We start from the raw sequence: 26,891 nt of genomic DNA on the forward strand, positions 1-26,891 counted from the left end.
CAAAGCTATGAAACGGCGCTCGACGTTCCCTTGCGATAGATCGTAGTGCAGCCGTGACGATCCCTCTCTTGGAACTACCCTGCTCTCTACCGATCGGTTCAGCACGCTTTCTCCCTTCTTGATGTGAACGACAGATGACTCCTGGAATGCCGCCGGATCAAAAATCACCTACGCAGCTCTTGACCATCCAGTACTTGCGCGGTGTCGCATCCGTGATGGTGGTCCTGCACCACATCAGAAATCCGTGGCCGAATCTCTACAATCCGCTCGAGAAGTTCGACATGGGCGAGGCCGGGGTCGACATCTTCTTCATCATCAGCGGCGTGGTGATGTACGTCTCGTCGCGGGTTGAGACACCTGCGATCTTCGCCGGATTGCGGCTCATCCGGGTCGCGCCGCTGTACTGGATCCTGACACTCGCCGCGGCTAGCTTGCTTCTATTGTCTGGCGGGGCGAAGCCCGGTATCGCGCTCGTGAACGACGTGATCCTTTCTGCGCTGTTCATTCCACATCACAGCTCGATCTTTACCGGCACGATCTGGCCGGTGTTGAACCCGGGTTGGACCCTGTATTTTGAAATGTTCTTCTACCTGATCTTTGCGGTTGGCCTTTTTTTTCGTAAACCGCTGCTGATCTCGCTATGTCTGATTGCCCTGCTTGTTACGCTGGGACAGTTTGCCGCCACCGACGAATCGATCTTCCGCACGTATACGCACCCGCTGCTGATGTACACGCATCCCCTGATGCTGGAATTTGCGGCCGGCATCGTCTTGGGATGGTTGTTCCTGAGCGGGAAAGTTCCTAACGTCTGGCTGCTCCTGCCGGCTGGCTTCCTGGCGTTGTTCGCGGCGCATATCTTGCGGCTTCCGTACTTGTTTCTGCAAAACGGACTGTGCGCAGCGTTGATTATGGTCGGCGCGGTCGCCGCCGAGCGATCATTCAAGATTCCCGAGATTCGCTGGCTGCGATTTCTGGGGGATGCGAGCTATTCGATCTATCTGACGCACGCGCTGACCCTCTTCGTATTTCGCCGCCTGTTTCTTCGGCTACCGTTGGAAGGTGTGCCGCAATTTGCTTTGTTCGCGGCTCTCGCCGCAACGGCTTCGCTGCTGGTCGGATTTCTAGTCTACTTCAAAGTGGAGCGTGCGATGACGCGCTGGCTGCGTTCGCAATTCCTGACGGTCTTCGCGGTCAAGCGCGGAGGTGCAGGCCAGCGATTGCTGGAAGTCAGCTCGTCTGTCACCGTGGCCCAGCCGGCGGCTGACTAATAAGCGGACTCTTGTGCCTCCTCCCTGGGCAGACATTCACGGGGGTCGGCGCCTTGCCTTCAGTCGACTGAAGCGGGGCAGGCATGCGCATGATGCAGGTGCGCACCCCGCAATCCAGTGACCTTGATGTCCCGGTTTTTCGGGACCCCATTGGGCCTCACTGCGTTAAGCAATCAGCTTTTTGAACACCAGTCCATTGCGAGATCGTTGGTACAGGAACCGACGACTCTCATAATCACCTCAGGGCCCAACGTTATCGGCTTCGCCGCAAATCTTGCGTTCGTTAGTGCGATTACTTGGTCATGCGGGACGACAGGAACATGAAGATTGCGTATCTCATCCTTGCCCACAGGCATCCGGAGCAGCTTTCTCGACTGGTCCGTCAGCTGCGGTCTCCGACTACAGAAATGTTTGTGCATATCGACGCCCAGGCGGACATCGACCCGTTCCTGCGGGTGGTCGGTTCCGATGTACAACTCATAGCAAAGCGAATTCCGATCTATTGGGGCGACTATTCGCTGATCAGCGCGGCCCTTGTGCTCATGGAGGCAGCATTGGCGGCGCCTCGTCGCTATGACTATTTGGTTCTAATCAGCGGCGCGGACTATCCGCTGCGTACGACGACCGAGATCGAGAGTTTCTTCATAGAGAATAACGGCATTCAATTCATCGATTCGGTGGCGATGCCGTCCGAGGCCGCCGCGAAACCGCTTTCTCGCCTGACGGCCTACAAGCGCCGCCCCGGGCCGCTGGGTTGGTGCAGCGGCAAAGGGCGTCGGCTGATTAGCGGACTCGGCCTGATGCAGAAGGGGCGCGACTACAGGAAGTACCTCGGCGAACTAACCCCTTACGCCGGTAACCAATGGTGGGCGCTGACGCGCGATGCTTGCATCTACGTCCAGAAATTCGTGGCCGACAATCCGAGGATCATGAAATTCTATGAGAGTACCCATGTCCCGGATGAAATGGTGTTCCAGACCATCCTGGCGAACTCACTGTTTCGTCCGAACATGCGGCGCAGTCTCACCTATTCGGATTGGAGCGGGGGCGGCGCAAATCCGTCGGAAATTGGCGAGCGTCACATCGCGATGTTTCGCGCCAATCCGCGCCTGAAGATAGATGGCATTTTCGGCGCGGGTGAACTGCTGTTTTGCCGCAAGGTCATGGACACTGCGGTCTCGGATCAGCTCGCGGTCATGATCCAGCAACGGAATCCAGGTATGTGACACGCTTCCGACCCATTGCTTGCATTTGATGGCGAGGAAACCGGGCACAGCCAATATCTGCCAGTCGAGTCTGACGTCTCCGGCTACAATTTGGTCGCATTTCGGAGCTGGTTGAAGGCTGATACTTGTTCCGCACAAACGTCGAAGGGCAGGCCTGCCTCTTGCATCTACAGCTGTGACAACTTGCCAGGCATCCTCGGTTGGCTGGCAACGGATGGGGCGCGTGGTCGCGGTCGAGCGCGCGCTCCGCCGATTCCGCTCCGGGGAAGCGTCTGATGGCAATCGAGTTGCGCGCGATCGGAAACTGTCCGCTGGGCCGTCAACTTCGCGCAAGCGAGTCTTTGCACGGTTCCATACATTCAAGGTGACCGCCCGTCATCGCGCCGGGAGCTCACGAGCTGGGAAGAAATCTGCAAATGGTAGGTACTGAACCCGGCAACCGCACACACGCCGTTCGGGCGATCCGGGGCGTGTTCTGGTCGAGCGTCAACTCGGTCATACCGTCGCTCGCCGGTTTTCTCGTTTTCCTGGTGACTTCGCGCTATCTCGGTCCGGGCGAGTTCGGTGTCGTGGCCCTTGCCGGCAGTCTGGTCGCGTTGCTTGCAGTGCTATTGCCGTCGGGTTTCGCCGAGGCGATCGTTCAGCGGTCGTCCGTTGACGACATTCATCTCGACTCGATCTTCTGGGCGGCAACGATCTGCGCGCTCGTCGCGTATGCCGTGCTTGCGATCTGCAGTGGACCGTTCAGCCGAATGCTCGGCTCGGAATGGATTGCGGTGTTGCTGCCCGTCGCCGGACTCAGGCTGTTCGCGGATGCCGCCGGTATCGTTCCGCAGGCCATCATCACGCGAAGAATGTCCTTTGAGTTGATTGCCGGCCGGACGTTGCTTGCCACAGTGGTATCGGCGGCGCTGACCGTGCTCCTTCTCGTCGCCGGTTATGGCGTTTGGGCTCTCCTCATCGCGCAACTGTCCTCATCCGTCACCGCGGCGGTGGCCGCGATGTGGGGAGCGGGGTGGCGGCCGAAATTCCGGATCAGCCTGGATGCGCTCAAATCGCTCGCGCGTTACGGCGGGTTTTCATCGGGCACTCGCGCCATGCAGGCCCTGACGACGCAGGCGGATCCCGCGATCGTGGGACTGTACCTGGGGCCGCATCAGACGGGCGTCTATGCCTTTTCCCGGAACCTGTTCCAAATGATCCTCAATGTGCTAGCTGCGCCGATCGGCGCAGTGGCTCATCCGATGTTCTCAGCCATTCAGGAGAATGTGGATCGGGTCAGGAAAGGCTTCCTGCTTGCGACTTTTCTCTCCTCTGCGTTGTCGTTTCCAGTCTTCATCGGGTTTACGATGGTGGCGGACCTTGCGGTTCCCGTCATATTCGGATCGCGCTGGGTTGATACGGTTGCCCCGATCAGGCTGAATTGTGGCTTGGGCTTGATGGCCTGCATCGGTGTGATTCAGGGAAGCCTGATCAACAGCCGTGGTCATGCGCATTGGTGGTTTTATTATCAGCTTGCCGCCGGAATAGTCACGCTTGGGATCCTGCTGCTGATGTCGAGATTCGGCGTGACCGTGCTTCTGGCTGCCGTCCTGATCGCAACCATCGCCCGATGGCCGTTCGCGGTGATGAAGACCTCCCGACTGTTGTCGGAACCAGTGTCGGAGTACTTGCGGGTCTTCGTCGGCCCGACGGCCTCCTGCATGGTCATGGTGGCGTGCATTGCAGCCACCAGACATCTTCTTCCCGAGCTTCCGCCAACGCTTACGCTGAGCATCAGCGTTGCGGTTGGAGCAGTGTCATATCTCGGGGCGATGCTGGTCCTCGCCAGGGATCAGACGCTCGATGTCGTGCGGTTGCTTTTTGGCTCGATCTCGTCCGGATCACAGGGCCGGCGTGGGGTTGCGTCGACGCCTGGTTGAGCACGTTGGTTGCACCTCGTGGCTCAATAATGCTACCCGACGACTATCTCGTCTTATGTTCCTCTGTTCTCGAACCTGACTAAGGCCAGAGCAAGTAGAAATGCATGAAGTTGCACTAACGTTGGTCCTGTGCTCTCGAAATGGAATGAGGACCGTCGGCAAATGCCTGGATCATATTCGCTCGATGGACGGCGCTTCCGCCATTGAGGTTGTGCTGGTCGACAACGGCTCGACGGATGGCACCTTCGCGGCCATGCAGGAGTTCTGCCGGGCTAACCCAAATCTGTGGCGTACTATCCAGGAGACCAAGCCGGGCAATTCAGCGGGCCGAAATACCGGGATCATGGCGTCCTCCGGCGGAGTGATCCTGTTCATCGACGACGATTGTTATCCGGACAGGGATTTTGCGTCCGCGTGGAAGGCGGTATTCGCGCAAGATCCCGGGCTGGGCTTTGGTTCTGGGAGAATCCTGCCGTACGATGCACGGCAGTCACCGCTCGGTTGCAACACCAGTACCACGATAAAGATTCTTACGTCGTCCACCTTTATCCAGCGAGGGTTTGTCCAAGGATCCAACATGGCGTTCAGGCGCCAGTGTTTGATCGATGCCGGCATGTTCGATGCCCACTTCGGGGCCGGTACGCCGTTTGCCGGAGAGGAATGGGAAGTTGCTGTCAGGTCGTCATATGCTGGCTGGACGGGCGGATATTTCCCGCAGCCAAGCGTGGCTCACGATCATGGTCGTTTTGTCGACGAGGCATTCGTGCGCGGACATTACTATGACATCGGTGCCGGCGCCGTCTACGCCAAGCACCTTCTGACGGCGCACGCCTCGGCGACGATCGTGGAGATCGCGCGGGACATCCGCAGACAGATCAGGAAGGGTGCCGCCGTTGGGCCTCTGTTCGGAGGAGCCATGCAATATTACTCGACCATGCTGCGTCAGGCGCGATCATGAAACTCTACTACTATCGGAGCACAGCACCGAACTTCGGTGACGACCTGAACAATGTGCTCATGCCGAAGGTCTTTCCGCGCTTCTTTGATGAAGACGATCTGACCCTGTTTCTGGCGATCGGGTCGGTCCTGTTCGACCATCATCCGCAACAGGCCCTGAAAGTGGTCTTTGGGTCGGGATTTGGTCAATACACTGCGGCTCCTCGACTCGACGACCGTTGGAAGCTCTATTGCGTGCGAGGACCGCTGACTGCGCAAGCGTTGGGACTCGACGAACGCCTTGTCGCGGCGGATGCGGCAGTGCTGGTCAATCGCCACCTGAGGGATGAAGTCCCGAAACGTTTCAAGTTCAGCTACATTCCGCATTGGCAGAGCTTATTGAACGGCAACTGGCCCAAGGCATGCGAACTGGCCAATGTCGAACTGATCGATCCGCGTTGGCCGGTCGATCGCGTCCTTGAAATGATCCGGGCTTCGAACACTGTCATTACCGAAGCGATGCACGGAGCCATCGTGGCGGATGCGCTACGGGTGCCGTGGGTGCCGGTTCTTCCGTTCCACCGGTCGCATCGATTCAAATGGTCGGATTGGGCCGGCGCTCTTATGATCGATCTGAAACCCTACGCCACCTTTCCCGCGACGTTGCACGACCTCTGGGTCTCGAAGACGGGCAGGGATGGCAACTGGATGTCCAGCAAGAACGGGCTGGTTCAACTGGCCGTCGGAGCGGCCAACAACGTGCTGCCTCATATCGCCGCGCGCGGATTGCAGCGGCTGAGCGAAATGGAGCCCGTGCTCAGCTCAGATGTTGCCCTCGCAAAGGCCGTGTCGAAGCTCGAGGACGCCGCCGACCGCATCCGCCGGGATTTTCATCGTTGAACGAGACGCGCCGCGTCTCGTTCTAAGAGCGTTCAGAACTGGATGACCTTTACGCCAGCGATATACATTCTGGCGGGGAAGCCGCCAGGACCGTTCGGCTCGCCCGCCGGACCGCCGACGGCAACGTCCATCAGCATGTACCATGGCCCGGCGCCGACCCGGTTCGGCATGGCGCAATAGGGCCGGCCGTTGAGGTAATAGATAAGCTGCTGCTCGCCGATGAAGCAGCCGAAGCGGTTGAACCGGGAAAAAAGATCGACGCCTTCTTCAATCAGGCCAAGCGGCATCGCCGCGCCGCGGGCGTCGGGTCCCTTTTCGCCTTTCCAGTGAATGCTGGAGAATATGACGTCTTCCCGATACTGCGGCGCCCCGGTGATGTAGGTCTCGAGGAGATCGATCTCTGGCGGCCAGCCGGGCTTGACGGGCAACAGCCACAGCCCCGGCCAGCTGCCTGTAACTTTCATCAGCCTGACATTGAACTCGACGTAGGTGTTGAGCGTAATGCGGTTGAACAGGGTACGCGATGTTACGATCGCAGAGGAAAACCTGAACGGCGTTTCCTTCCGCCACCCCGGCACCAGTTTGCCTCCTTGCCCATCCGACAGCCCATCTTGGTGGTATTCGGCCTGAATGAAGCGACAGCCCGTTAGCGGATCTATTCCCCACACTGTTGTTTCCGGGTTTAGCGATGGGTCGGCGTAGTAGCCTAATTCCTTGTTGCCATCCAGACGGCGCCCGGTCGCAAGACGGCTTTGCCAGCATGGCGTGCCACCAGCGACATATCCCTCGTCGTTCGCAAAATCGCGATCGAGCAGGCGATCGGAGAAGATCACCGAGCCGTGCGAAGGAAGCGGCGGCAGCGGGACATCGTCACTGACATGGGGGGCCGCGACCGAAGGCAGATCGCCTGGTCTTACCTCTGCGCTGGCGCGCGCAAAGCCGAAAAGCGGATGTCCGAAATCCGATATCTGGAAGATGATTGACTTGCCCGCCTCAAGCGGCCGCGCAAGGCGGATCTTCACCACTTTGACCTGCTCGCCGGGCTGAAAGATGAGGAAGCCGCGGACAACGAAGAAATCGGCGTCCTTCGTCGCCTCGCCCGGCAAAACCCCAATCGTTCCGGTCCCGTTAAGCGTTTCATATTCCAGCACAATCGTGCAGGTGGTCGGCGCGTTGAGCTTGACGGGCACTTCTGCCCAGAGCTCTGCTGGTCCGACTGTCGTATCCACGACGGCGATGGTGGAGTCGCCGAATGAGAACGCGCCGTCCGCCGCAGCCGGCGTGTCCAGGACCGTCAGCGGGCCGATGGTCGTCAATGCGAGTCCGACCGAGCCCTTGAGCAATGTCCTTCGCGTCGCGCGCATCATCGCCAATTCACCGGCTCTTTGTTGCCCAGAGGCGACGCCCGGACGAGAAGCCGAAGGACACGACAGACTGGAGTGCCAGCGCGACAAGGCCCACAGGGACGGCGAGGGCAAGCGCGCCAAATCTGCGCTTGGCGATCGCGTATTGGCCCGCCGTGCGCAGCTCGGTCCGGAGTGTGCGAAGTCCTTGCCAGTCGCGCCGCCGCCAGGTCGAGCTGAGCCAGCGCAGGATGAAGGTCGCGCGGGTATCGGGCCGCAGGATGTATTTGGCATAAAAACTGCCGCGGCCGCGATCATAGGAATTGAGCAATGCGGGCACGTCCGCTTCGACGCGGCCATGGTCGTGCTGCACGGTCGGTCGGGGGTCGAAGCAGGCGTCGAACCCCGCCCACAGCACCGCTGTCACCGCATCAATGTCCTCGCAGGGAAAGCGCGTGCCCGCGCCGAGTTCGGAATCGATGCCGCCAATGGCCCGCAGCGCCTCGCGCCTAAAGGCGAGGTTTGCGCCCTGCAGCGTTCCGGCCCGGACAAAGGTCCGTTTCGGATAGATACACGGTGCTTCGCTTTCCTCGATCGTGATCCTGGCGTGGTTCGGATTGTGCAGCAAAATGCGGCCTCCGATCACGCCCGCGCCGGGATGATCGGCAAACGCCGCGAGTATGGCGTCAACATAGTCTGGCGCCGGATAGCAGTCGTCATCGGTGAAGGCGACAATCCTGCCGCGCGCGCTTTCCCAGCCAATGTTTCGGGCCGCGCCCAGTCCTATTCGCTCGCCGACGACATATCTCGAGACCGTATCGTTGGCTAATTCACGCTGCAGCACGGCCGCCGTATCGTCGGTCGATGCGTTGTCCACCCAGATCACCTCATAGCGGTGATCGGGGCGCAATGCCCGTAGCGCGCCGAGTGTTCCCGACAGGCGGCTCGCACGATTGCGCGTGCAGATGACGATCGATATCTCGATCTCTCTGGTCGGATCAGCATCCACCATCAGGTCCTGCGCATGTACGAGGCTGAGAGAATGATAGCCCGTGTTCCCCACGTGGCTGCAATGCTGGCCGGGAGTGAGGTCTACAGGCTGGCATGGGTATCGTACCATCCGGGCAGCGAGCCGCGTTGACCTGTACAGAGCTTATAGACCGCCTTGAACGGCAAAGCCAAAACAGGAAGCCTGGCCAGCAGGGAGTCGTCGCCGAAATACCGATAGTCCCGAAATATCGATCGATATCGATGGATGATGCCGTCAAAGTCCAGCCACGGCCCGCCGAGATCCTCGCCAAACGGACCGGAGGCGCCGGCGTCGAAGACATGCGCGACCGTTGAGCCGTCAAGCGCCTTGGTCTCAACCCGCGATCCCGGAATTCGCTGCTGCTGCACGGCCTTGAATTTCCGGTAGCCAAGCTCGCGCAGCAGGCCGAGCTGGGCTTTAACCTCACCAAAGTCGACCTTGTCGGACTCGACAGAGATGTATTGAGGGCGGTTGTGTTGCTGCTTCAATCCCTCCAACACCAGCTGATCGGCTCCCTCGACGTCGATCTTGAGAAAATAGGGCACGCCACAGGAGCGGTAGATATCGACGACGTCGATGCGCGGCAGCACGATGCGTTCACTCCTGTGGCCCAGTTTCTCGGTTCGCGCAGCCCTGTTCTGGTCGATGGTGCTCAGGACGGAGTCCGAATTCTTGTAGAAGGTGATCGTGGGTCCTTCGGACTCCGATGCAATGGCTCCCTCGATGATCCGCAACTGCCCGCTCGCGACTTCGGTGTGAAATCGCCCCTGGCAGTGTCGCACGAGCTCCGGGTTGGCTTCGATCCCAAGAACCTTGAACCCTTTCTTGAGATAAAAGGCCGCATCCTCACCCTTGTGCAGGCCTACGTCGTAGATCAAGTCTGCAATCATTGCGAAGCTCCTACGAATTACACTGTCGAGCCTTCCAAATGATCGTAGCGGCCATCGTCTGGTCTGCCGCGCGAACGTACTCCGGTGCGGAACCTTCCGGCGGGTTGGGCCGCCCGTCAGGCGGCCGCCCTGGTATTGCTGCGAACCTGCCGTTCAATCCACTCATAGGTCTTCTCGAGACCGGAGCGGAGTGTTGCGGACGGCTTCCAGCCGAGCTTCTGGCCGATCAGCCGGTTGTCCGAGTTGCGGCCTCGCACGCCGAGCGGCCCGGGAATGTGCTTCTTGTTCATCTTCTTGCCGGCGATATCGGCTACGATATCGACAAGCTGGTTGATCGTGACCATCTCCTCCGATCCGACGTTGACCGGACCTTCAAAGTCCGAACGCGTCAGGCGGATGGTGCCTTCCAGGCACTCATCTATATAAAGGAACGAGCGCGTCTGGGTGCCATCACCCCAAATTTCGACTTCTCCATGATTGGAGGCCTGCGCAACCTTGCGGCACACCGCCGCGGGCGCCTTCTCCTTGCCGCCTTCCCAGGTGCCCTCGGGGCCGAAGATGTTATGGTAGCGCGCGACGCGGTTTCGCATTCCATAGTTGCGGTTGTAGGCGAGATATAGTCGCTCCGAAAACAGCTTCTCCCAGCCGTATTCGCTGTCGGGCGCCGCCGGATAGGCCGAATCTTCCGCACAGTTCGGATTGTCGGGATCCTTCTGGTTATGTTCCGGATACATGCAGGCCGACGACGAATAGAACATGCTACGCACGTTGCGCTTCTGGCAGGCGTCGAGCATGTTGAGATTGATGGTCGCCGAATTGTGCATCACGTCGGCATCATGCTCGCCAGTAAAGATGTAGCCGGCGCCGCCCATGTCGGCGGCAAGCTGATACACCTCGTCGAACTTCCGGTCGGTGATCTGTTTGCAGAAATTTTGGTCACGAAGATCGCCAACCACAAAATCATCGGCCTCGGTGTCCGTGAATGGCGGAAATTTCAGGTCGACGCCACGCACCCAGAAGCCTTCACGCTTCAGTCGCTTGACCAGGTGGCCGCCAATGAAACCACCCGCACCGCAGACAAGAGCTGTGGGCTTGTTCTTCGTCGCCATTAGATGTTCCTTTCCGTAGCTTTCGAACCGATTGCATAGTCAAATACCGATTCAAATCGGTCGGTTACCAATTTGATGTCGTAGTTTTCGAGCGCAAATGATCTCGCTTTGGCGGCTGCACTTGCTCTCAAGGCTTCGTCGTCGAGAAGCCGCAGGGCAGCCTTCAGGAAGGCCGCCTGATCGACGGGATCAACGACCAATCCGGCGCCATTGCGGCGAATCAGATCGGAAGAGAGATTTTCCTTGGGCGCGGCAAGCAGCACCGGACGCCCGGCGCAGAAATAGGATTGCACCTTCGAGGGCACCGAGAATATTCCTGCTTCCGGTTCGATCGTCGCAACGGCGACATCGGAGGTGGCTAGCACCATGGGAAGATCTGCAAACGGCTGCAACGGCAGCAGGACGAGATTGTCCAGCCCGAGCTCGGCCTTGGCCTGCTCGAGATGCGCGACGCCGACGCCCTGGCTGACGGTCACGACATTGGCGCGTCCCTTCACCGCCTTGGCGAGCTGTACCAGCAGGTCGGGATTGTGCTTCAGTCCAAGCGTGCCCGAATAGAGAAAGTTGAACGAGTCGTGCAGCCCGCGACGGCGCGCCCACTCGTTGTCTTTCGGATGAGGCGCGATATCGTTCAGTGCACCCCAATTCTCGATCACGAAGACGTTGTCTTTCGTGCCGGTCCACTTGCTTGCAAGCGGCGAGAAGGCATTCGTGATGACGACGATCGCGTCAGAGCTCTGAAACTGTCGTCGCTCCAGAAACCTGTAATAGGCTCCGACCATGGCACCGGGGGGGCCCAGCTTCTTGCGCAACAGCTGCGATACGGCAACGCTATAGAAATCCTGGACCCAGAACACGAACTTCGAGCCGCTCTGCTTGCACGCGTTGACGATGGCCGATTGCGCCTCTGTCGGCGTATTGCCGGAGATGACGATGTCCGGCTTGTCCGAATGCACCAGTTTCGCAACCGCCTTTCCGTAGGCGACGTCGTCGAATCTGCGGCGCACGAAGGAAGCCTTGTCGTAGGGGCGCGTTAGCTTGACGCCGGTAAACGACAGGCGATCGGGATCGGCAGGCGATCTCTCGAGCTTGCCCTTCGGGCCAAGGTCGCCGTGAAAATAGGCGTGGCTGACTTCATGTCCCCGGATCGCCAGTTCGCGGCTGAGATCGACCTGGAACGGATGACCAGCGTAGTCGTGGACGAAAATCTTCATGACAGCGCTACCCGACAACCGCACGATGACTGTGGTGGCAATGCGCGCGACGCGAGGTCGCCAGCCATGCGTAGATGGATCGGAGTTGTCTGTCGTCGGTTTGCATTATCCTCAATTTCGAACCTTGTTGATCGCCACGCGGTTTGATGTTCCCGCGGGCCACGTGTTTTAAAGACGTTCTGCTCGAATATTGGACAGCAGCGGAGTGAGACATGATGGCGGCTTCTATTCGACGAGTAAGAAAATCTTGTGTCGGTGTGAATTCAAATTCGGTGCCAATTGGCGGAAGTGGCGAGCGACACCACACGATGTGCTCACAAGTCGTCGAGGCATGCGTCCTTGCCTCAAAACAGCCACGTAAGCAGTGCCTACGCGAAGGATCGCTGGTACCGCGCGTCCAGGCGTGTCCGTTACCTGTGCTGCAATGGTCTGATCGCGCGGGCAAGACAGCGTGCCCTTGGAGCAGATCCGATTTTGGGGTCCCTATGTCATCTAGGTTCATTGCTGTTGCGTTGGCCGGATGGCTGGCAGGATGTCATTGCGCCTTTGCAGATCCGATGACGCTGGATTTTTCCTGGCGTGGGGCCCAGGGGTGCGTGACACTGTTTCCAAATCCGGAGTTTCATCTTCACAACATTCCCGCCGGGGCTAAAATGTTGTTGCTAACGCTAACTCAAGGCGTCAGGGAAATGGGCGGGCAGGAACTGCCGATCCCGGAGGATGGCGTTTTGCCGGCGGGAACATTCCGAACGTTCGCTCCGTGCAGTCCTGGCGTGTACCAATGGACTGCGCAGGTTAAATCGGCGGCTGGAGAGGTGTTGTCCGAGGCGCACAAGGCGCGCTTTTATCCGACCGACGCGCTTGCGCAGGACAGGCCGTGAACCGACCCATCCGGTCGATAAGCTCCGCTTTCAATAACGACGCTCTGCAATGCGAGCATCATCGTCTCGATTGACTGTTCGTGGACGAGTCGTCCGGGTCCGTACATCATTGCATCTTGGCGGAACCCGCGATCGGATCTGCCTCAAACGTAGGCATAGCGATGTTGCGCCTTTACCAGGGAACGAGCCCAGGTTCCAGGCGAGCTGATCCAGGCGAACCTCGAATCGCAAACGTGCGACTCGTCCGCGAGCGAGCAGTGGCGTTCCCGGACTGTGCAACGGAACCTCAGGGGTGTGCGCCGAAGCGATATGCAGGTTGCTCGTTCGGTGGCTGCAAAGCCGAGCAGCGTCGCGAGTGGATAGCTCTTCGCTGGTCACGTGCTGAGATTGGAACCGAAGTCATCAGTTCGTGTTGTGGTGCGCGCGCTTGTTGCTCAATCGCGAAGAAGCCGCATTTTGAATCGATAGGCAGGTCTCCCGTCCGCGATCGCGGACTGCGACTCTGAAGAAGTTTTGTGCGTGAACAGGAGCCGGGCGATCGAATCTCGGGGCAAATTAAAAAGTGCAGTGCGCTTCCGGTTTTCGCAGGTCAGCCCGCCATGACGTGCGCGCACGAAAGCCTCTCTTGTTCGCCGGGCGCGCAGTTGCGTGAACGATTTGCAGGCGTGCCAAACCGCAACCGGGCCGGAGAGACAGCATGACCAGGACGGTATTGGTTACGGGCGGTGCGGGATATGTGGGCTCCCACTGCTGCAAGACGTTCGCCAGGGCTGGCTGGAATGTGGTGACGCTCGACAATCTCTCGCGCGGATGGCGCGAGGCGGTGCGTTGGGGGCCGCTGGTGGAATGCGATATTCGCGATCCGGTCGCGGCAGGCGGGACACTGGAAAAGTACAAGCCGGATCTCGTCGCGCATTTCGCGGCTTTGGCCTATGTCGGCGAGTCGGTTGAAAATCCTGCGATCTACTACGAGAACAACACCGCCGGCACGCTCGCGCTGCTGAATGGCATGCGTGCGACAGGGTGTCGCCATATCCTGTTTTCGAGCACCTGCGCCAGTTATGGCGTCCCCCGGCACATCCCCATCAATGAAAGCCATTCGCAGGCGCCGATCAATCCCTACGGCTGGTCGAAGATGATTATCGAGCGGATGCTGGAGGACTACGGCAGGGCTTATGGCATCGGTTCGGTATCCTTGCGCTATTTCAACGCCGCCGGTGCCGATCCGGAGGGCGAAATTGGCGAGCGACACGAGCCTGAGACCCACGCCATTCCCCTCGCGATCGAGGCCGCGCGCCGAACAGATCAGCCATTCACAATTCTGGGCACGGATTTTCCGACGCCCGATGGAAGCGCGATCAGAGACTATATCCACGTCAATGATCTGGCGCGGGCCCATCTGCTTGCAGGCGAAATGCTGATCGAGCGGGGTGGCACGCATGTGTTCAATCTGGGGACCGGCGTCGGCATCAGCGTGCTCGAATTGATCGAGGCCGTGGAGCGTGTCGCCAGGTGCAAGCCGGTCGTGCGCCGTGGCCCGCGCCGTGCGGGCGATCCCGCCAAGCTCGTCGCCTCGTTTGCGAAGGCCGAGCGAGAACTCGGCTGGCGGCCGCAGCATTCCGGTATCGACTTTATCATCAAGACCGCGCTCGAGTGGCGCGACCGTCATCCGCCCGTTTGACGCGGTAACGGGATGGCCACGCTCGCTTCCATCGCGGACCTGCCGTTAGGCGAGGGTGTCACGCACGTCGCGGGGATGCTGCCCGCGGACATTGCCGCAGTAGGATTGCGCGAGGGCATGACCGTGTTTTGGCACGGCGATCGACCAATCGGCCATGTGTTGGTGCACGAGGGACAGCAGATCGGCTCGCGCGTTGATCACATCGACGCTGACTATCTGCTGGCAATCGAGGACGAGTTACGAAGGCAGGTCGAGCCTGCTGTCTCGGCAAGCGTGGTGATCTGCACGCGGGACCGACCGGATGAGCTGGCCGCATGCCTTGCTTCGTTGCCCAGGCAAAGCCGACGACCACGTGAGGTCGTCGTAGTTGACAACGCCTCGCGGGATCAGCGCACGCGGGATGTTGCGTTGGCTGCGGGGGTCATCTACATGCGCGAAGACAGGCTCGGGCTCGATGTCGCCCGCAATACCGGCGTGCTTCGTGCCACCGGCGACATTGTGGCTTTTACCGACGACGACGTGGTGCTTCACCCGCATTGGCTGGAGCGGCTGTTGGCCGCATTCGATCAGCCACAGGTGGCTGCTGTAACAGGCCTTGTGCTTCCTGCAGAACTTGCAACCGAGGCGCAACGGCATTTCGAGACCTACTGGGGATTTGGCAAAGGCTATCGGGAGCAGGACTTCGACAGTTCATGCTTCAAGTCGCATCGAAGGAACGCTTTCCCCGCGTGGGAGATCGGCGCCGGGGCCAGCATGGCGTTCCGCCGCGAGGTGTTTGAAAAGGTCGGTCTTTTCGACGAACGTCTCGACGTCGGCCAGGCAGGCTGCTCGGGCGATTCGGAATACTGGTACCGGTTGCTCGCGAGCGGATACACCTGCCGCTACGCACCTTCCTCAGTGGCATTCCATTCCCACCGACGGACGATTGAGGGGCTCGCGAGCCAAATCTACTATTACATGCGAGGCCACGTCGCCGCGCTACTGGTGCAATATGAGCGGACCGGGCTCGCAGAAAATCCGGCTCGCGCGTATCTGTATCTTCCGAAATGGTATTCGTATCGGCTGCTCCGCAGAGCGTTTGGCCCCAAGCGCGTTGCTGATCGTTTTCTCAAGGAGGAGATCGCCGGCTGTGTGTCGGGCTTCCGCTTCTATCACGGTGAGGGGAAGCGCAAATGACGGCCACTTCTCTTACCTCGATCGTGATCCCCGCTCGGGATGCCGAGAAAACCATCCCTCGGACCCTTGAAAGCCTGCTCGCTCAGACCGACCCAGAATGGGAAGCGCTGATTGTTGACGATGGCTCTCTCGATGCGACGCCGGCCATCGTTGCCGGCTATACGGCGCGTGACGCCCGTTTCATCGCACTTCAATCCGATGGGCGGGGTGTATCGGCGGCCCGCAATGTCGGCCTGTCCAGCGCAAGCGGAGAGCGGCTTCTTTTCCTCGATAGCGACGACTGGATCGACGAGCAGTTTCTGGCGAAAATGAACGCGGCGCTGGATGAAAATCCTTCGGCGATCGCCGCTTGCTGCGATCATTGTCGCGTGATGCCTGATGGCGACCAAACGCCTCGCTATAGTAATGCCTCGGTTGCGATCAATCCGCTTGAGGCGTTTGCGCGCAGCTGTCCGGTCGCCGTCCACAGTGTCCTCGTCAAAAAAAGCGCAGTGCTGGGCGTTGGTGGCTTTGAGACTAGCCTTCGTACGTGCGAGGAATGGGACCTTTGGCAGCGGATCGCGCGAACGGGCGGCGGCTGGATTCATGTCGATGAGTTGCTGAGCTATTATCGGGCAAATGAGCATTCCCTATCCAAGGACGTCCGGCAAATGCTGGTCGACGGGAATGTTGTTATCGCTCGCGGATTTTCGACCGACGAACGGGTGAAAAATCCTGTGCCGGCGCATAAGAACGGAGCATGTGCCGCTCACGGCAGACCGCAGGCGGCAGCACATGCTTATTTTGCGCTTTGGTGCTGGGGCATAGAGTGCGGTCGCGAGAACGCGAGCCATCCTTCAAGGAATGTCCTCGCCGACATTCCGCAATCGGTGACTTCGGCGGATCAGATCGCCTTTTGCCTGCTGGATGCAATTGCGGTAGGCGCTCGAGCAACGCCGGCGAAGCTGGCAAGTCGCTGGGCACAGTTTGGCGCGCATGTGACCGAACTGATCACCGCGATCGGGCAGGCCTGGAACGATCCGGCGGAAGCCCGAAAGGTCCAGTATCGATTTGAGCGCATGCTGCTCGACTACGATGACCTTTCGGCTCCGCGCGAGCTCGCGCTGACACTCGGCCTCCGCGTCGACCTTCGGCAGCTTCCGGAATTCAGCCCGCCCAATCATGTAGACCGACTTTATATCTACGTTAGCGATGGACCGGAGGTCCTGGCCCTGGTCGACGTCGGATTGCTCGGCGCGGTGGATCTGGGTTTCTGGACGAAGCTTGTTCACGAGCATCTCGCCCATTTGCATATCCGGGTCCCGCAGGATTGGCGATCCCGGAATCTGGGCCGGCCGGCCGGGTTGATGAGACGCGTTCGGCGACTGGGGCGCAGCAATGCGGATAGTCATCGGCACCGGTTGCGGGTGTTGCGGGACAGCGTCGGGAGTAAAGCCAAGCCGCGGCCAGCTTCAAGCTTGCCGGTGTCTCGCCGCGGCGAGAGCCATGCCGTTGGAGAAAGCCAGTGCGACATTGGACGTGAGTTGTTCTGGGAACGGTTCTTTCAAAAGGAGGACCCCTGGAATTACTGCTCGCCCTATGAGCAGGAGAAGTACCGGCGCCAACTGGACTTGCTGCCGGCTGAACCGGCGGAGCGCGCTATCGAACTAGCATGTGCCGAAGGGCATTTTAGCCGGCAGTTGGCTCCCCAGGTCGGCCACCTCCTTGCATCCGATATTTCGCCAACCGCGCTCAAGCGCGCGCGTCGGCGATGCAACGGGATTCGCAATGTGGATTTTCTCAAGCTTGATCTGTCTGCCGACCGTCTCCCCGAAGCGATGGATCTGATCTGCTGCTCCGAGGTGCTTTACTACCTGGATGACGAAGCCGAATTGGCGCTCGTCGTGCAAAAGATCGCGGAAGCCTTGCGTCCCGGTGGTCATCTGATCACGGCGCACAGTTTCGTCCTGAAGGACGAAAAGTCGCGGACCGGGTTCGATTGGGAGAATTCCTACGGGGCTGAAACGATTGCTCGGGTAATGATGCAGCGTTCCGATCTTGCGCTTGAGGCATCGATACAAACCGAGCTCTATCGTGTCGATCGTTACAGGCGACCGAAGCCTGGCGAAGCCGCGCCGGATCCGCTGGTGACGACGACGCAGATACGCGCACCGATCGAACGAGAGGTCGCGCGATTTATCGTGCGAAATGGCGCCGTCAGGCGGCGATCGGAAGTTCTGCAATCGGAAAGACGACCGCACGTTCCGGTCTTGATGTACCATCGAATTGCGACCGATGGGCCGGAAGGGCTTGGACGCTATCGGGTCGATCCGGATACCTTTGCGGAGCAGATGCTGTGGTTGCGGAGAAACGGCTACCACACCATCAATTCGGAGCAGTTGGCGTGGTTCGTGGCCAACGACTACCCGTTTGAGGGCAGGCCGCTGCTGATCACCTTCGACGACGGATATGAGGATTTTGCCGAACAGGCGTGGCCGATCTTGAAAGCCAATGATCTGTCCGCGGAGGTGTTCATTGTCACGGATCTGGTTGGCGGGCAGGCCGAATGGGATAGGCCATTCGGAACGCCTGCGCCACTGATGGATGTCGACAAGATTGTCGCGCTTGCCGGCGAGGGGGCGATGTTTGGCAGTCACCTCGCGCGCCATCCCCGTAGTGACCGGCTTTCAAGCTCGGAACTTGCCGAAGAACTGCTGCGGTCCCGCGTGCAACTGGAGACGTGGCTGGGGCGGCCGACGACATCGCTTGCCGCTCCATTTGGCTGCACCGATCAGCGGTTCAGAATTCTCGCGGCGGAGTGCGGCTATAAAGCCATATTCAACACGGTCGACCGGGCTGCCGGGCTGACTGATAATTTGCTCGACTTGCCGCGCATCGAAGTGAGAGGCGATCGTAATTTGAAGGCGTTTGTGCACTGCTTGGAGCAGTATCAATGAGTACCAGTAAGTATTTGGTCAGTGTGGTCATTCCGGCTTTCAACGCCGAGGCAACGATCGACGAGACGCTTCGCAGCGTCAGATCGCAGTCGTACGAACGGCTCGAGATCATCGTGGTGGATGATGGCTCCGCCGACGGCACGCTTGCCGTCGCGGAGAGGCATGCGGAGTGCGATCCCCGTATCAATATCGTGAGGCAGGATAACGCAGGCGTTGCAGCCGCCCGCAATACCGGATGGCGGGCTGCTCGTGCGGATTTCATCGCGTTCATCGATGCCGATGATCTGTGGGCGCCCGGCAAGATCGAGCGGCAGCTCCAGGCCATGATGGACGGAGGAGAGAGGACGGGCCTCGTCTATAGCTGGTACGCCTGGATCGACGCGAAAAGCCGTGTGAGCGTCAAATCCGATCCCGTCTTTCATGCAGGCGAGGTGCTGGACTATCTGTTTGAAGGCAACTTCATCGGCAACGGAAGTTCAGCGATGGTCCGCAGGGAAGCCCTGGTCGCTGCGAACGGGTTCGAAAGCGGCCTCCGGGCATCGGGCGCACAGGGCTGCGAAGATCTTCTGCTTTATTGCCGCGTCGCCGAAACCTATCACTTCGCGGTGGTGCCTGAATACGAGATCGGCTACCGGCACCTGCCGAACAATATGTCCAGCGATATGACGCGGATGTTTCGCTCATGGATGCTGGTTGCCGACGAGATGGCCGCACGCCATCCCGATCGCATTGCCTTGCTGGACCGCGGAATCAGCAACTACGCCCGGTGGTTGCTTCGACGGGCGTTGATCGGCGGCCGATTGCGGTACTTCGCATCGGTCCTTTGGTTGCTCGCCCGGCGGAATCCCCTGTTGGCGGCCAAGGTCGCCACGCTTGGCCTGCCGCGGGATATGATCTCCGCAGGGTGGTGGATGTCCCGCGGTTTGCGACACAGAGAGTTCCGACGGCCATCGCCGTCGTTCCTGATCGGCGACCCCAGTCAATCTCAATGGCAGAAAACGCAGGCGACGTGACAAGGCCGAGAGCAGCGCGGCGCGCGGCATTGGCCGAACTGTGGCGACTTCTCAAGGTGGCTCCGCTACCGCGTTGGGCGACGCCCGTGCTGATCGTTCTCGGCCTGGCCTCGTCGCTGGCGGAAACGGTCGGGATCACGCTCGTGCTGCTCTTCTTCTATCTCGCAATGGGGCAGGTCGAGCTTACCACGTCGACCAGCGGCATCTTGGGCGATGCGCTCCGACATGCGACCGGCTGGTTTCACAGCTCGGCTGAAACCGCTCTGGTGGTGCTGCTTCTCATCATTTTGCGCGGCGCCCTAGCTTTCGCCAATACGCTGATCAGCGCGCGCGTTGGCGAGCAGATCAATGAAGTCGCGCGCAATCGCGTCCATCTGCAGTATCTGTCGACCTCATATCAGTTCTTTCAGCGCCACGACGAGGCCTATCTCATGGAGGTTCTCGGAACGGAGACATGGTTGATCTCGGCGGCTTATAGCAGCCTTACCCGCATCATCGTCAGCTCGTGTTCGATCTTTCTTTTTGTGTCGTTTCTCTTTGCGCTCTCGGTGAAGATTACGATTATGGCCATCGCTGCGTCGTTGGTCGCGTCTGCCGGGCTGCGCTACCTGTCCAGACCCATTCAGGAGCTCGGCGGCGGGGTGAAGTTGGCCCATCAGAGGCTGGGAGAGCATATGCTGATGACACTTCAGGGCATGCGCACGATCCGGGCGTATGGTCAGGAGAGGGCGCACCAGGAACGCTTTGAGTGCGCGTCAGCGGAGGCGCGCCGTGTCGCGCTGGGACTTGCGCGCCTTTCCGGGCTGGTTTCTCCGCTTACGGAAATCGGATACCTGGTGGTGCTTTGCCTCGTCATCGCGTCCGCCGACATGTGGGGAATCGGGTTTGCGACCAGTCTTACGGCGGTCGCCTTGCTCTATCGATTGCAGCCGCATGTGCGGGAGCTGGAGGCCAGTCTGTTGTATATGGCGCAAATCGAGCCACAGCTGCGCTCCATCCGTCTCATGCTGGCGACGGACGACAAGGAATACCCGAAGCCGGGGCGCCTGGCGATCAGCAGGCTGAGCGACAGCATTTCGTTTCGCAACGTGACCTTCCGCTACGACGCCGGATCCGAGCCCGCGGTTCGCGACGTGTCCTTTGACATTCCGGCGGGCAAGATCACCGCGCTCGTCGGCGCGAGCGGGGCGGGTAAGACCACGATCGTGAACCTCCTGCTTGGACTTTATTCGGCGACCGGAGGAAGCATCAGGGTTGACGGCCGTCCCCTCGAAGACCTCCGCCGCACCGATTGGCTTGGCCTGCTCGCGATTGCCGGCCAGGACGTCGACCTGGTCGAAGGCACCGTGATCGACAATGTGCGCATGTCCAAGAATGACGCCTCGGACGGCGAGATCTTGCACGCGTTGCGTGTGGCCGGCATTTCGGAGATCGTCGAAGCGTTGCCCGACAAGTACAACACCTGGATCGGGCAGCATGGCATGCGCTTTTCGGGCGGACAGCGTCAGCGCATTGGACTGGCCCGGGCGATTGTCCGCAATCCGGAGTTCCTGATCCTTGACGAGGCCATGAGCGCGCTCGATCGCTCACTGGAGGATAGCGTCAAGCACGCAATCCAGCAGCAGCTCAAAGGCCGGAGCTTGTTGCTCATTACCCATCGGCTGGAGTCTGTGCTCGACGCAGACCACGTGGTGTGCCTTGAGGCCGGCCGGGTTAGCGCGGAGGGGCCCCCAACGAAGTTGCTGGCGGACTCCAGCAGCCTTTTTTCCCGGAACCTGCGGGTGGGCGCCGTCGGAACTCGACATTGAACTTGCCGCCGCGCGGTAATCCAGCGCGGATCGAGATGTCGAAGGTCCGCAATTGCGCGCGTCGGCATCGCGCGATCATGTTCTCACCCGTTAGTCCTACGGATGAAACGAAGAGTAGGAAACGCGATTGCGAAGCCGGTGTGCATGACGAAAGTAACGCTCTGAGTAGATCTAAGCATTGCTGCTGTTCCCTTCGAGGAACTTGCGCGCAATGGACTGCACGTAGATGCGGCACTGACGACGTTCCTGAGTGAGGCGTCGCGCTTTCTTTCGCGTGCTTCAAGTTTTCCCGAATTTCATAAACCGGTGTGAACGCCTTCGTGCTGGTTGTGGTGCGAAGGAGAACTCCCGTCATGACAACAAACCAAACCTACGCGAGCATTATCGTTGGAACTTCTGGGTCTGACATTCTCTTCGGAGCCACTGGAAACGACCTTCTTACCGGCGGAGCCGGCAGCGACATCTTCGCGATTTCGAAGGGCTACGGCTCCGACACCATCAGCGACTTTCAGGCCGGCGCTGGTGGTGACGTCCTGCGTGTCCAGAACTACGGCTTCGCAACCTTCGCAACCTTCGTTGCGGCTGCCAGGCAGGTGGGGGCCGATACGGTCGTCACCCTGTCGAGCACCGAAATCCTGACGTTGCAGAACCTCACGCTCTCCTCTCTCGTCGCCTCCAACGTCGTCCTCGACAATCCGCTTCAGGGTAGCGCTCCGCCGAATACGGCGGCGCTTACCGTACAGGCTGGCGGTACGTTGATCGGCAGCGCGATGAACGACTCCCTGCAGGCGCTCGGAACCGGGGTTATCCTGATCGGGGGCGCGGGCGACGACACCTACTTCATGTACGACCACAACACGAAGGTCGTCGAACAGGCTGGCCAGGGTATCGATACTATCAACGATGGGATGATCGACGGCTACAGCCTCGTCAATGCGCCGAATGTCGAAAACCTGATTCTGGGCGGCAACTATGCATCGCCGGCTACCGGCAACGATCTCGATAACATCATCATCGGCAACTCCGGCAACAACATCATCGATGGCGGCAAGGGCAATGATGTGCTCAACGGCGGCGCCGGCATCGACACCTTTGTCATCGCCGTCGGCAACGGCAACGACGTCATCACCGATTTCAAGACCGGCGCCGGCGGCGACATCTTGCAGCTCAACGGCACCGGTTTCCACACCCTTGCCGACGTCACCGCCGCCATGAAGCAGGTCGGCACCGACACCGTCCTTACGCTCAGCAGCGGGGAAAATATTAGGCTCAACAATACCAAGGTCGGGGATTTTACCACGGCCAACGTCAATATCGTCACGCCGCGCGCCGACATGGTGCAGACCTTCAACGACGATTTCAACACGCTCTCCGCGGGCCAGGATCCGCATCTGACGTGGCGCACAAGCTATGCCTGGAGCGGCGCGACGAGTTACTCGCTCGCGGGCGAGCAGCAGGTCTACGTCGACCCGAGCTTTTCGGGACTGCCGGGAAGCCAGGCCGCCTCGGCGCCGCTTGGCCTTGATCCGTTCTCGATCCAGAACGGCCATCTCGTCATCACGGCGCAGCCGCTGCCCGCGAGCGACGCGGCTTATGTCGGCAACCACCAGTTTTCGTCGGGCATGATCTCGTCGCAGAACAGCTTCGCCCAGACCTACGGCTATTTTCAGATGACCGCCACGTTGTCCGGCACGCCCGGCGCGTGGCCTGCTTTCTGGATGCTGCCCACCAACACGCACGGTCTCGCAACGGAGCTCGACGTGCTCGAAGCCCTCGGCACACATCCTGACCAGTCTCATTGGGGTCTCCGATCCTCGACCACACCTGATCAGGGGAATTGGGCGAATACCGCCAACCTGATGGCAGGCGAGCACACTTTCGCGGTGGAATGGACACCGTACACACTGACCTATTTCGTGGATGGCGCGGAGGTGGGGCAGGTGGCCACACCCTCGGACATGAATACCGCGATGTACATGATCGCCAACCTTGCCATGGGCGGGAGCTGGGCCGGCAATGCCGCCCCCGATGCGACCGCGACAGTGTCGATCAATTCGATTGCTGCGTATCAACTGCCGGAATACTCGCTTGCGAACTATACGCTGCTCGCCAGCGGAACGCCGATCAACACGATCACCGGGACCGCGAGCGCCGACACCCTGACCGGCACGTCCGGCAATGATCTGATCGACGGAGCAGGGGGCGCCGACACCCTGAGCGGCGGCGCTGGCGACGACACCTATATCGTCTCCGATCCAAACGCCAAGGTCGTAGAGGGCTATGGCGGCGGCATCGACACGATAAAGTCATCGGTCACCTACAAGCTTCCCGACTATGTCGAGAACCTGACGCTCACGGGCTCGCCTGCGATCAACGCAACGGGCAATTCCCAGTCCAACATCATCATCGGCAACAATGCCGCCAACATCATCACCGGCGGGCTCGGCAACGACGTCATGACCGGCGGCGGCGGCGCGGATACCTTCGTCATCAATGCCGGCGACGGTTCGGACATCATCACCGACTTCACGCCAGGTTCGGCGGCGGGGCACGACGTCGTTCAGCTCAACGGCTTCGCCTTCACCTCGTTCAGTGACATCCAGGGGGCGATGACTCAGGTCGGGAACGACGTCTATCTGGCGCTGACGAACCAGGACACCCTTGTTTTCCGCAACACGACGATCGCGTCCTTTACCAGCAACGATTTCCAGCTTCCTGTTTCACTGCCGGTCGGCGGCCTGATCACATCATGGATCAACGGAAGCGCCAGCAGCCACATGGTCTACGGCACCTCGGCCAACGACAAGATTACGGCGTATAACACCGACGATACGATGGTCGGATGGACCGGTGACGACACTTACGTCGTCAACAACGCGAACCAGAAAATCATTGAGAATCCCGGCGGCGGCATCGACAGTGTCGAAGCATGGACCTCCTATACACTGCCGGACAACGTCGAAAACCTGACCCTGATGATGGGCGGGCTCACCGGCACCGGCAACCAGCTCGCGAACCGCATTGTGGGCTCGAGCGGCGACGACGTCCTCAACGGTGGCGGCGGCAACGACTGGATATCAGGAGGCGCGGGTAACGACACGTTCGTCTATACCCCTGTCAGCGGCAACGTCACGATCGCCGACTTCCACGTTCTGACCACCAACAGTTCCGAGCACGACGAGCTGCTGCTGAAGGGCTATGACGCCTCTGCCTACCTAACAAGCGTTGGCGACGTGTGGACCGTCCACTACGCGAGAGGCTCGGATACGCTCAATCTCGTCGGCGTCACCCAAATGACCTCATCGGACTTCGCGTTCGTCACGGACTGGAATACGCCGATGACCATGACGGGGCTGGCGCCGCCGACGGTTTCATTCGCCGCCGGTAGCAGTGGGGCCGCATCGGGCCTCACTGCGGCAAATCACCTGACCCTGGCCGGAAGCGCCCAAGCCGGCGTCACCGTGGAAATTTTCGACCAGGCAACCTTGATTGGAACCGCGATCGCCGATGCAACTGGCGCCTGGTCGTTTGCGACGGCAACGCTGGCCGACGGCGGCCACGTGTTCACCGCCAAGGCCGCTGATGCCGTCGGCGATCTCAGCGCCGTATCGGCGGCGTTGAGCGTGACAGTCGACACGCAGCCGCCCACGGCGCCAAATTTCATCTCGGCCACGCTTGCATCCGGGAGCATCATCACCGCTTCCGGCGCAGCAGAAGCCGGAAGCACCGTCAAATTGTACGACGGCGCGGTGCTGCTGGGCACCGTGGTAGCGGCATCCAACGGTACGTGGAGCGTCAATACCGGCGCGCTTGCCACAGGTCCGCATAAGCTCTCCGCGACCGCGACGGACGCGGTTGGCAATCAAAGCGCATCCTCCAATGTCCTCGCGGCGGTGGTCGGCGCCACGGTTGAGGCGATCGGCACGACGTCCTTCACCAAGGTTGGAACCAGCTTTTACATGTCGGATGCCGACGCTGCGGTCCTGCTGAAGTATAGCGGCGTGGCGGTCACGGCGGGGCAGTTTGGAACATGGTCGCCCGTGGCCGCGGAGGCGACCTCAAGCGGCTATGACGTGGCCTGGAAGGATTCCGTTACCGGAAATTACTCGGTTTGGGCCACTGACAGCAACGGCAACTTTGCGTCCAAAATCCTGAACAACGTGTCGGCCACCAGTTCGTCATTTGAATCGATCGAAACTGTTTTCCACCAGGACCTGAATCGCGATGGTGTGATCGGTGTGCCGCCGGTCACCTCGACCACATCAAACACGACATCAACGGCGACATCGATCGAAGCGTCCGGCTCGACCAGTCTGGATAAACTCGGCAACACCTACTTGCTCGACTCGATTGGTGGCAGTCGGGGACCGTCGTTGAAGTACGCTGGTGCCGCCGTCGTTGCTGGACAGTTCGGCTCCTGGTCGCCAATCGGCGCGGAAGCGACGTCAGGAGGCTATGACGTAGCTTGGAAGGATTCGGTCTCCGGCCAGTACTCCGTCTGGAGCGCCGACAGCAACGGGAACTTCACCTCCAAGATTCTGAACAGTGTCTCCGGAGCCGACGCGTCACTCAAGTCGATTGAGACCGTCTTCCACCAGGACCTCAACGGCGACGGCGTGATCAACACACCATCCACCGTCCTCGATATTTCGGGACAGGTCGTCCTGGCCTTGGGCAATATGAGCCAGTCAGTCACGATCGAGGCCGGGGCCAAGCTCGAATTGACCGGCGCCGTTTCCGGGTCGATCACCTTCAATGCTGCAACTGGAACGCTGGTGCTCGATCATTCATCCCAGTTCGCGGGAAAGCTGATCCATCTGAGCGGCGACGGAACAACGTCCAACTCGAACCAGATCGACCTGAAGGATATTGCCTTCGGATCCGGAACGTCGGCCTCCTATTCGGGTAACACATCCGGAGGCGTGCTGACCGTGGTCGATGCTCAAAACAACGCGGCGCATCTGTCGCTGGTCGGCGACTACACTCACTCGACGTTCAATCTTTCCAGCGACGGAAGCGGCGGCACGTTGGTCATCGATCCTCCCAAGGATGGGTTTGATTTCAACTCAGCTACACCGCAGCCGATGCCGCCTGCACTGGCTCCGATGTCCGTGCGGCTGGCCGGCGACGGCTTTGCCTTCGATCACGCCAATTCATCGGCAGGCGCAACCCATCCAGGCCTTGAGACCTACAATCACCAGGTGGGTCCGGCAGTACCGCTGCACGACAGCCTCCAAACAACATTGCCACCGACTGACCATCCCCAGCTACTCCACTTTGCGACACCGGTGGATGCTCACCTTGCGGAGTTTTACAACTTCATGCTTCACCAATAGCGCTCGGAAGCGCACCTACCGCCACCGACCCCGGTAGGAAGCTGCACGTCGCCGCGAATGCACGGACGAAAAGCGGCGGCGTCTCTTTCACCGATTGGTCCGGTTGCTGTTCAGGTTGGGGTTGACCGATACAGCCGGAGGCACACCCTGGCCGATGGGATTTTGGAAGGGATGGTTGCTCGGCCGGGTTGCTACGGGACTACGCGAACCCGTCGTGACATT

The 26,891-nt window shown here is 60.0% G+C and carries 17 protein-coding genes; 12 read left to right on the forward strand and 5 right to left on the reverse strand.

The window, feature by feature from the left end:
- Positions 1–146 precede the first annotated feature (146 nt).
- From K289_RS44630 to K289_RS0118460, 5 genes are all read left to right on the forward strand, one after another.
- Positions 147–1,268 carry an acyltransferase gene (locus tag K289_RS44630; RefSeq protein ID WP_161491267.1) on the forward strand — a complete coding sequence of 374 codons (1,122 nt, stop codon included), beginning with the start codon at positions 147–149 and terminating at the stop codon, positions 1,266–1,268.
- A 320-nt stretch (positions 1,269–1,588) separates the two neighbouring features.
- Positions 1,589–2,494 carry a beta-1,6-N-acetylglucosaminyltransferase gene (locus K289_RS47760; protein WP_198024731.1) on the forward strand — a complete coding sequence of 302 codons (906 nt, stop codon included), beginning with the start codon at positions 1,589–1,591 and terminating at the stop codon, positions 2,492–2,494.
- Positions 2,495–2,964: 470 nt separating this feature from the next.
- On the forward strand, positions 2,965–4,416 hold the full coding sequence (locus tag K289_RS44640) for a lipopolysaccharide biosynthesis protein (RefSeq protein ID WP_051310648.1): 1,452 nt from the start codon (positions 2,965–2,967) through the stop codon (positions 4,414–4,416).
- Positions 4,417–4,516: 100 nt separating this feature from the next.
- On the forward strand, positions 4,517–5,374 hold the full coding sequence (locus K289_RS0118455) for a glycosyltransferase family 2 protein (protein WP_084788643.1): 858 nt from the start codon (positions 4,517–4,519) through the stop codon (positions 5,372–5,374).
- Positions 5,371–6,252, forward strand: a complete 882-nt coding sequence (locus K289_RS0118460; RefSeq protein WP_027552892.1) for a polysaccharide pyruvyl transferase family protein — start codon at positions 5,371–5,373, stop codon at positions 6,250–6,252. The genes K289_RS0118455 and K289_RS0118460 overlap by 4 nt, the downstream gene beginning before the upstream one ends.
- Positions 6,253–6,284: 32 nt before the next feature.
- Here the strand turns inward: K289_RS0118460 and K289_RS0118465 are convergent, their stop codons facing one another.
- The 5 genes from K289_RS0118465 to K289_RS0118485 form a co-directional block, all read right to left on the reverse strand.
- Positions 6,285–7,625, reverse strand: a complete 1,341-nt coding sequence (locus K289_RS0118465; protein WP_156918042.1) for a hypothetical protein — start codon at positions 7,623–7,625, stop codon at positions 6,285–6,287.
- A gap of 1 nt (position 7,626) precedes the next feature.
- Positions 7,627–8,607, reverse strand: a complete 981-nt coding sequence (locus K289_RS44645) for a glycosyltransferase family 2 protein (RefSeq protein WP_051310649.1) — start codon at positions 8,605–8,607, stop codon at positions 7,627–7,629.
- Positions 8,608–8,687: 80 nt separating this feature from the next.
- Positions 8,688–9,515, reverse strand: coding sequence for an FkbM family methyltransferase (locus tag K289_RS44650; RefSeq protein ID WP_051310651.1), 828 nt, complete (start codon positions 9,513–9,515; stop codon positions 8,688–8,690).
- Between the two features lie 116 nt (positions 9,516–9,631).
- Complete coding sequence (locus K289_RS0118480; protein WP_027552894.1) at positions 9,632–10,624, reverse strand: NAD-dependent epimerase/dehydratase family protein; 993 nt, start codon at positions 10,622–10,624, stop codon at positions 9,632–9,634.
- Positions 10,624–11,838, reverse strand: coding sequence for a glycosyltransferase family 4 protein (locus K289_RS0118485; protein ID WP_027552895.1), 1,215 nt, complete (start codon positions 11,836–11,838; stop codon positions 10,624–10,626). Before K289_RS0118485 ends, K289_RS0118480 begins: the two co-directional genes overlap by 1 nt.
- 557 nt (positions 11,839–12,395) lie before the next feature.
- Between K289_RS0118485 and K289_RS0118490 the strand changes: the two genes are divergently transcribed.
- The 7 genes from K289_RS0118490 to K289_RS47765 all read left to right on the forward strand — a co-directional run bounded on the left by K289_RS0118490 (position 12,396) and on the right by K289_RS47765 (position 26,669).
- Positions 12,396–12,719 (forward strand): hypothetical protein, encoded by a 324-nt coding sequence (locus K289_RS0118490; protein ID WP_027552896.1) that lies wholly within the window; start codon positions 12,396–12,398, stop codon positions 12,717–12,719.
- A 697-nt stretch (positions 12,720–13,416) separates the two neighbouring features.
- On the forward strand, positions 13,417–14,400 hold the full coding sequence (galE, locus tag K289_RS0118495) for a UDP-glucose 4-epimerase GalE (protein WP_027552897.1): 984 nt from the start codon (positions 13,417–13,419) through the stop codon (positions 14,398–14,400).
- Between the two features lie 12 nt (positions 14,401–14,412).
- Positions 14,413–15,576, forward strand: coding sequence for a glycosyltransferase family 2 protein (locus tag K289_RS0118500; RefSeq protein WP_198024732.1), 1,164 nt, complete (start codon positions 14,413–14,415; stop codon positions 15,574–15,576).
- Positions 15,573–18,512, forward strand: a complete 2,940-nt coding sequence (locus tag K289_RS0118505) for a trifunctional glycosyltransferase/class I SAM-dependent methyltransferase/polysaccharide deacetylase (RefSeq protein WP_027552899.1) — start codon at positions 15,573–15,575, stop codon at positions 18,510–18,512. Before K289_RS0118500 ends, K289_RS0118505 begins: the two co-directional genes overlap by 4 nt.
- Positions 18,509–19,525 carry a glycosyltransferase family 2 protein gene (locus K289_RS0118510; protein ID WP_027552900.1) on the forward strand — a complete coding sequence of 339 codons (1,017 nt, stop codon included), beginning with the start codon at positions 18,509–18,511 and terminating at the stop codon, positions 19,523–19,525. Before K289_RS0118505 ends, K289_RS0118510 begins: the two co-directional genes overlap by 4 nt.
- 86 nt (positions 19,526–19,611) lie before the next feature.
- Positions 19,612–21,333, forward strand: coding sequence for an ABC transporter ATP-binding protein (locus K289_RS44655; RefSeq protein ID WP_245283949.1), 1,722 nt, complete (start codon positions 19,612–19,614; stop codon positions 21,331–21,333).
- A gap of 353 nt (positions 21,334–21,686) precedes the next feature.
- A complete protein-coding gene (locus tag K289_RS47765; protein WP_051310654.1) occupies positions 21,687–26,669 on the forward strand; it encodes a family 16 glycosylhydrolase in 4,983 nt (1,660 codons plus the stop codon).
- Positions 26,670–26,891: the final 222 nt, after the last annotated feature.

The organism is Bradyrhizobium sp. Cp5.3 (assembly GCF_000426265.1).
Taxonomy (GTDB): Bacteria; Pseudomonadota; Alphaproteobacteria; order Rhizobiales; family Xanthobacteraceae; genus Bradyrhizobium; species Bradyrhizobium neotropicale.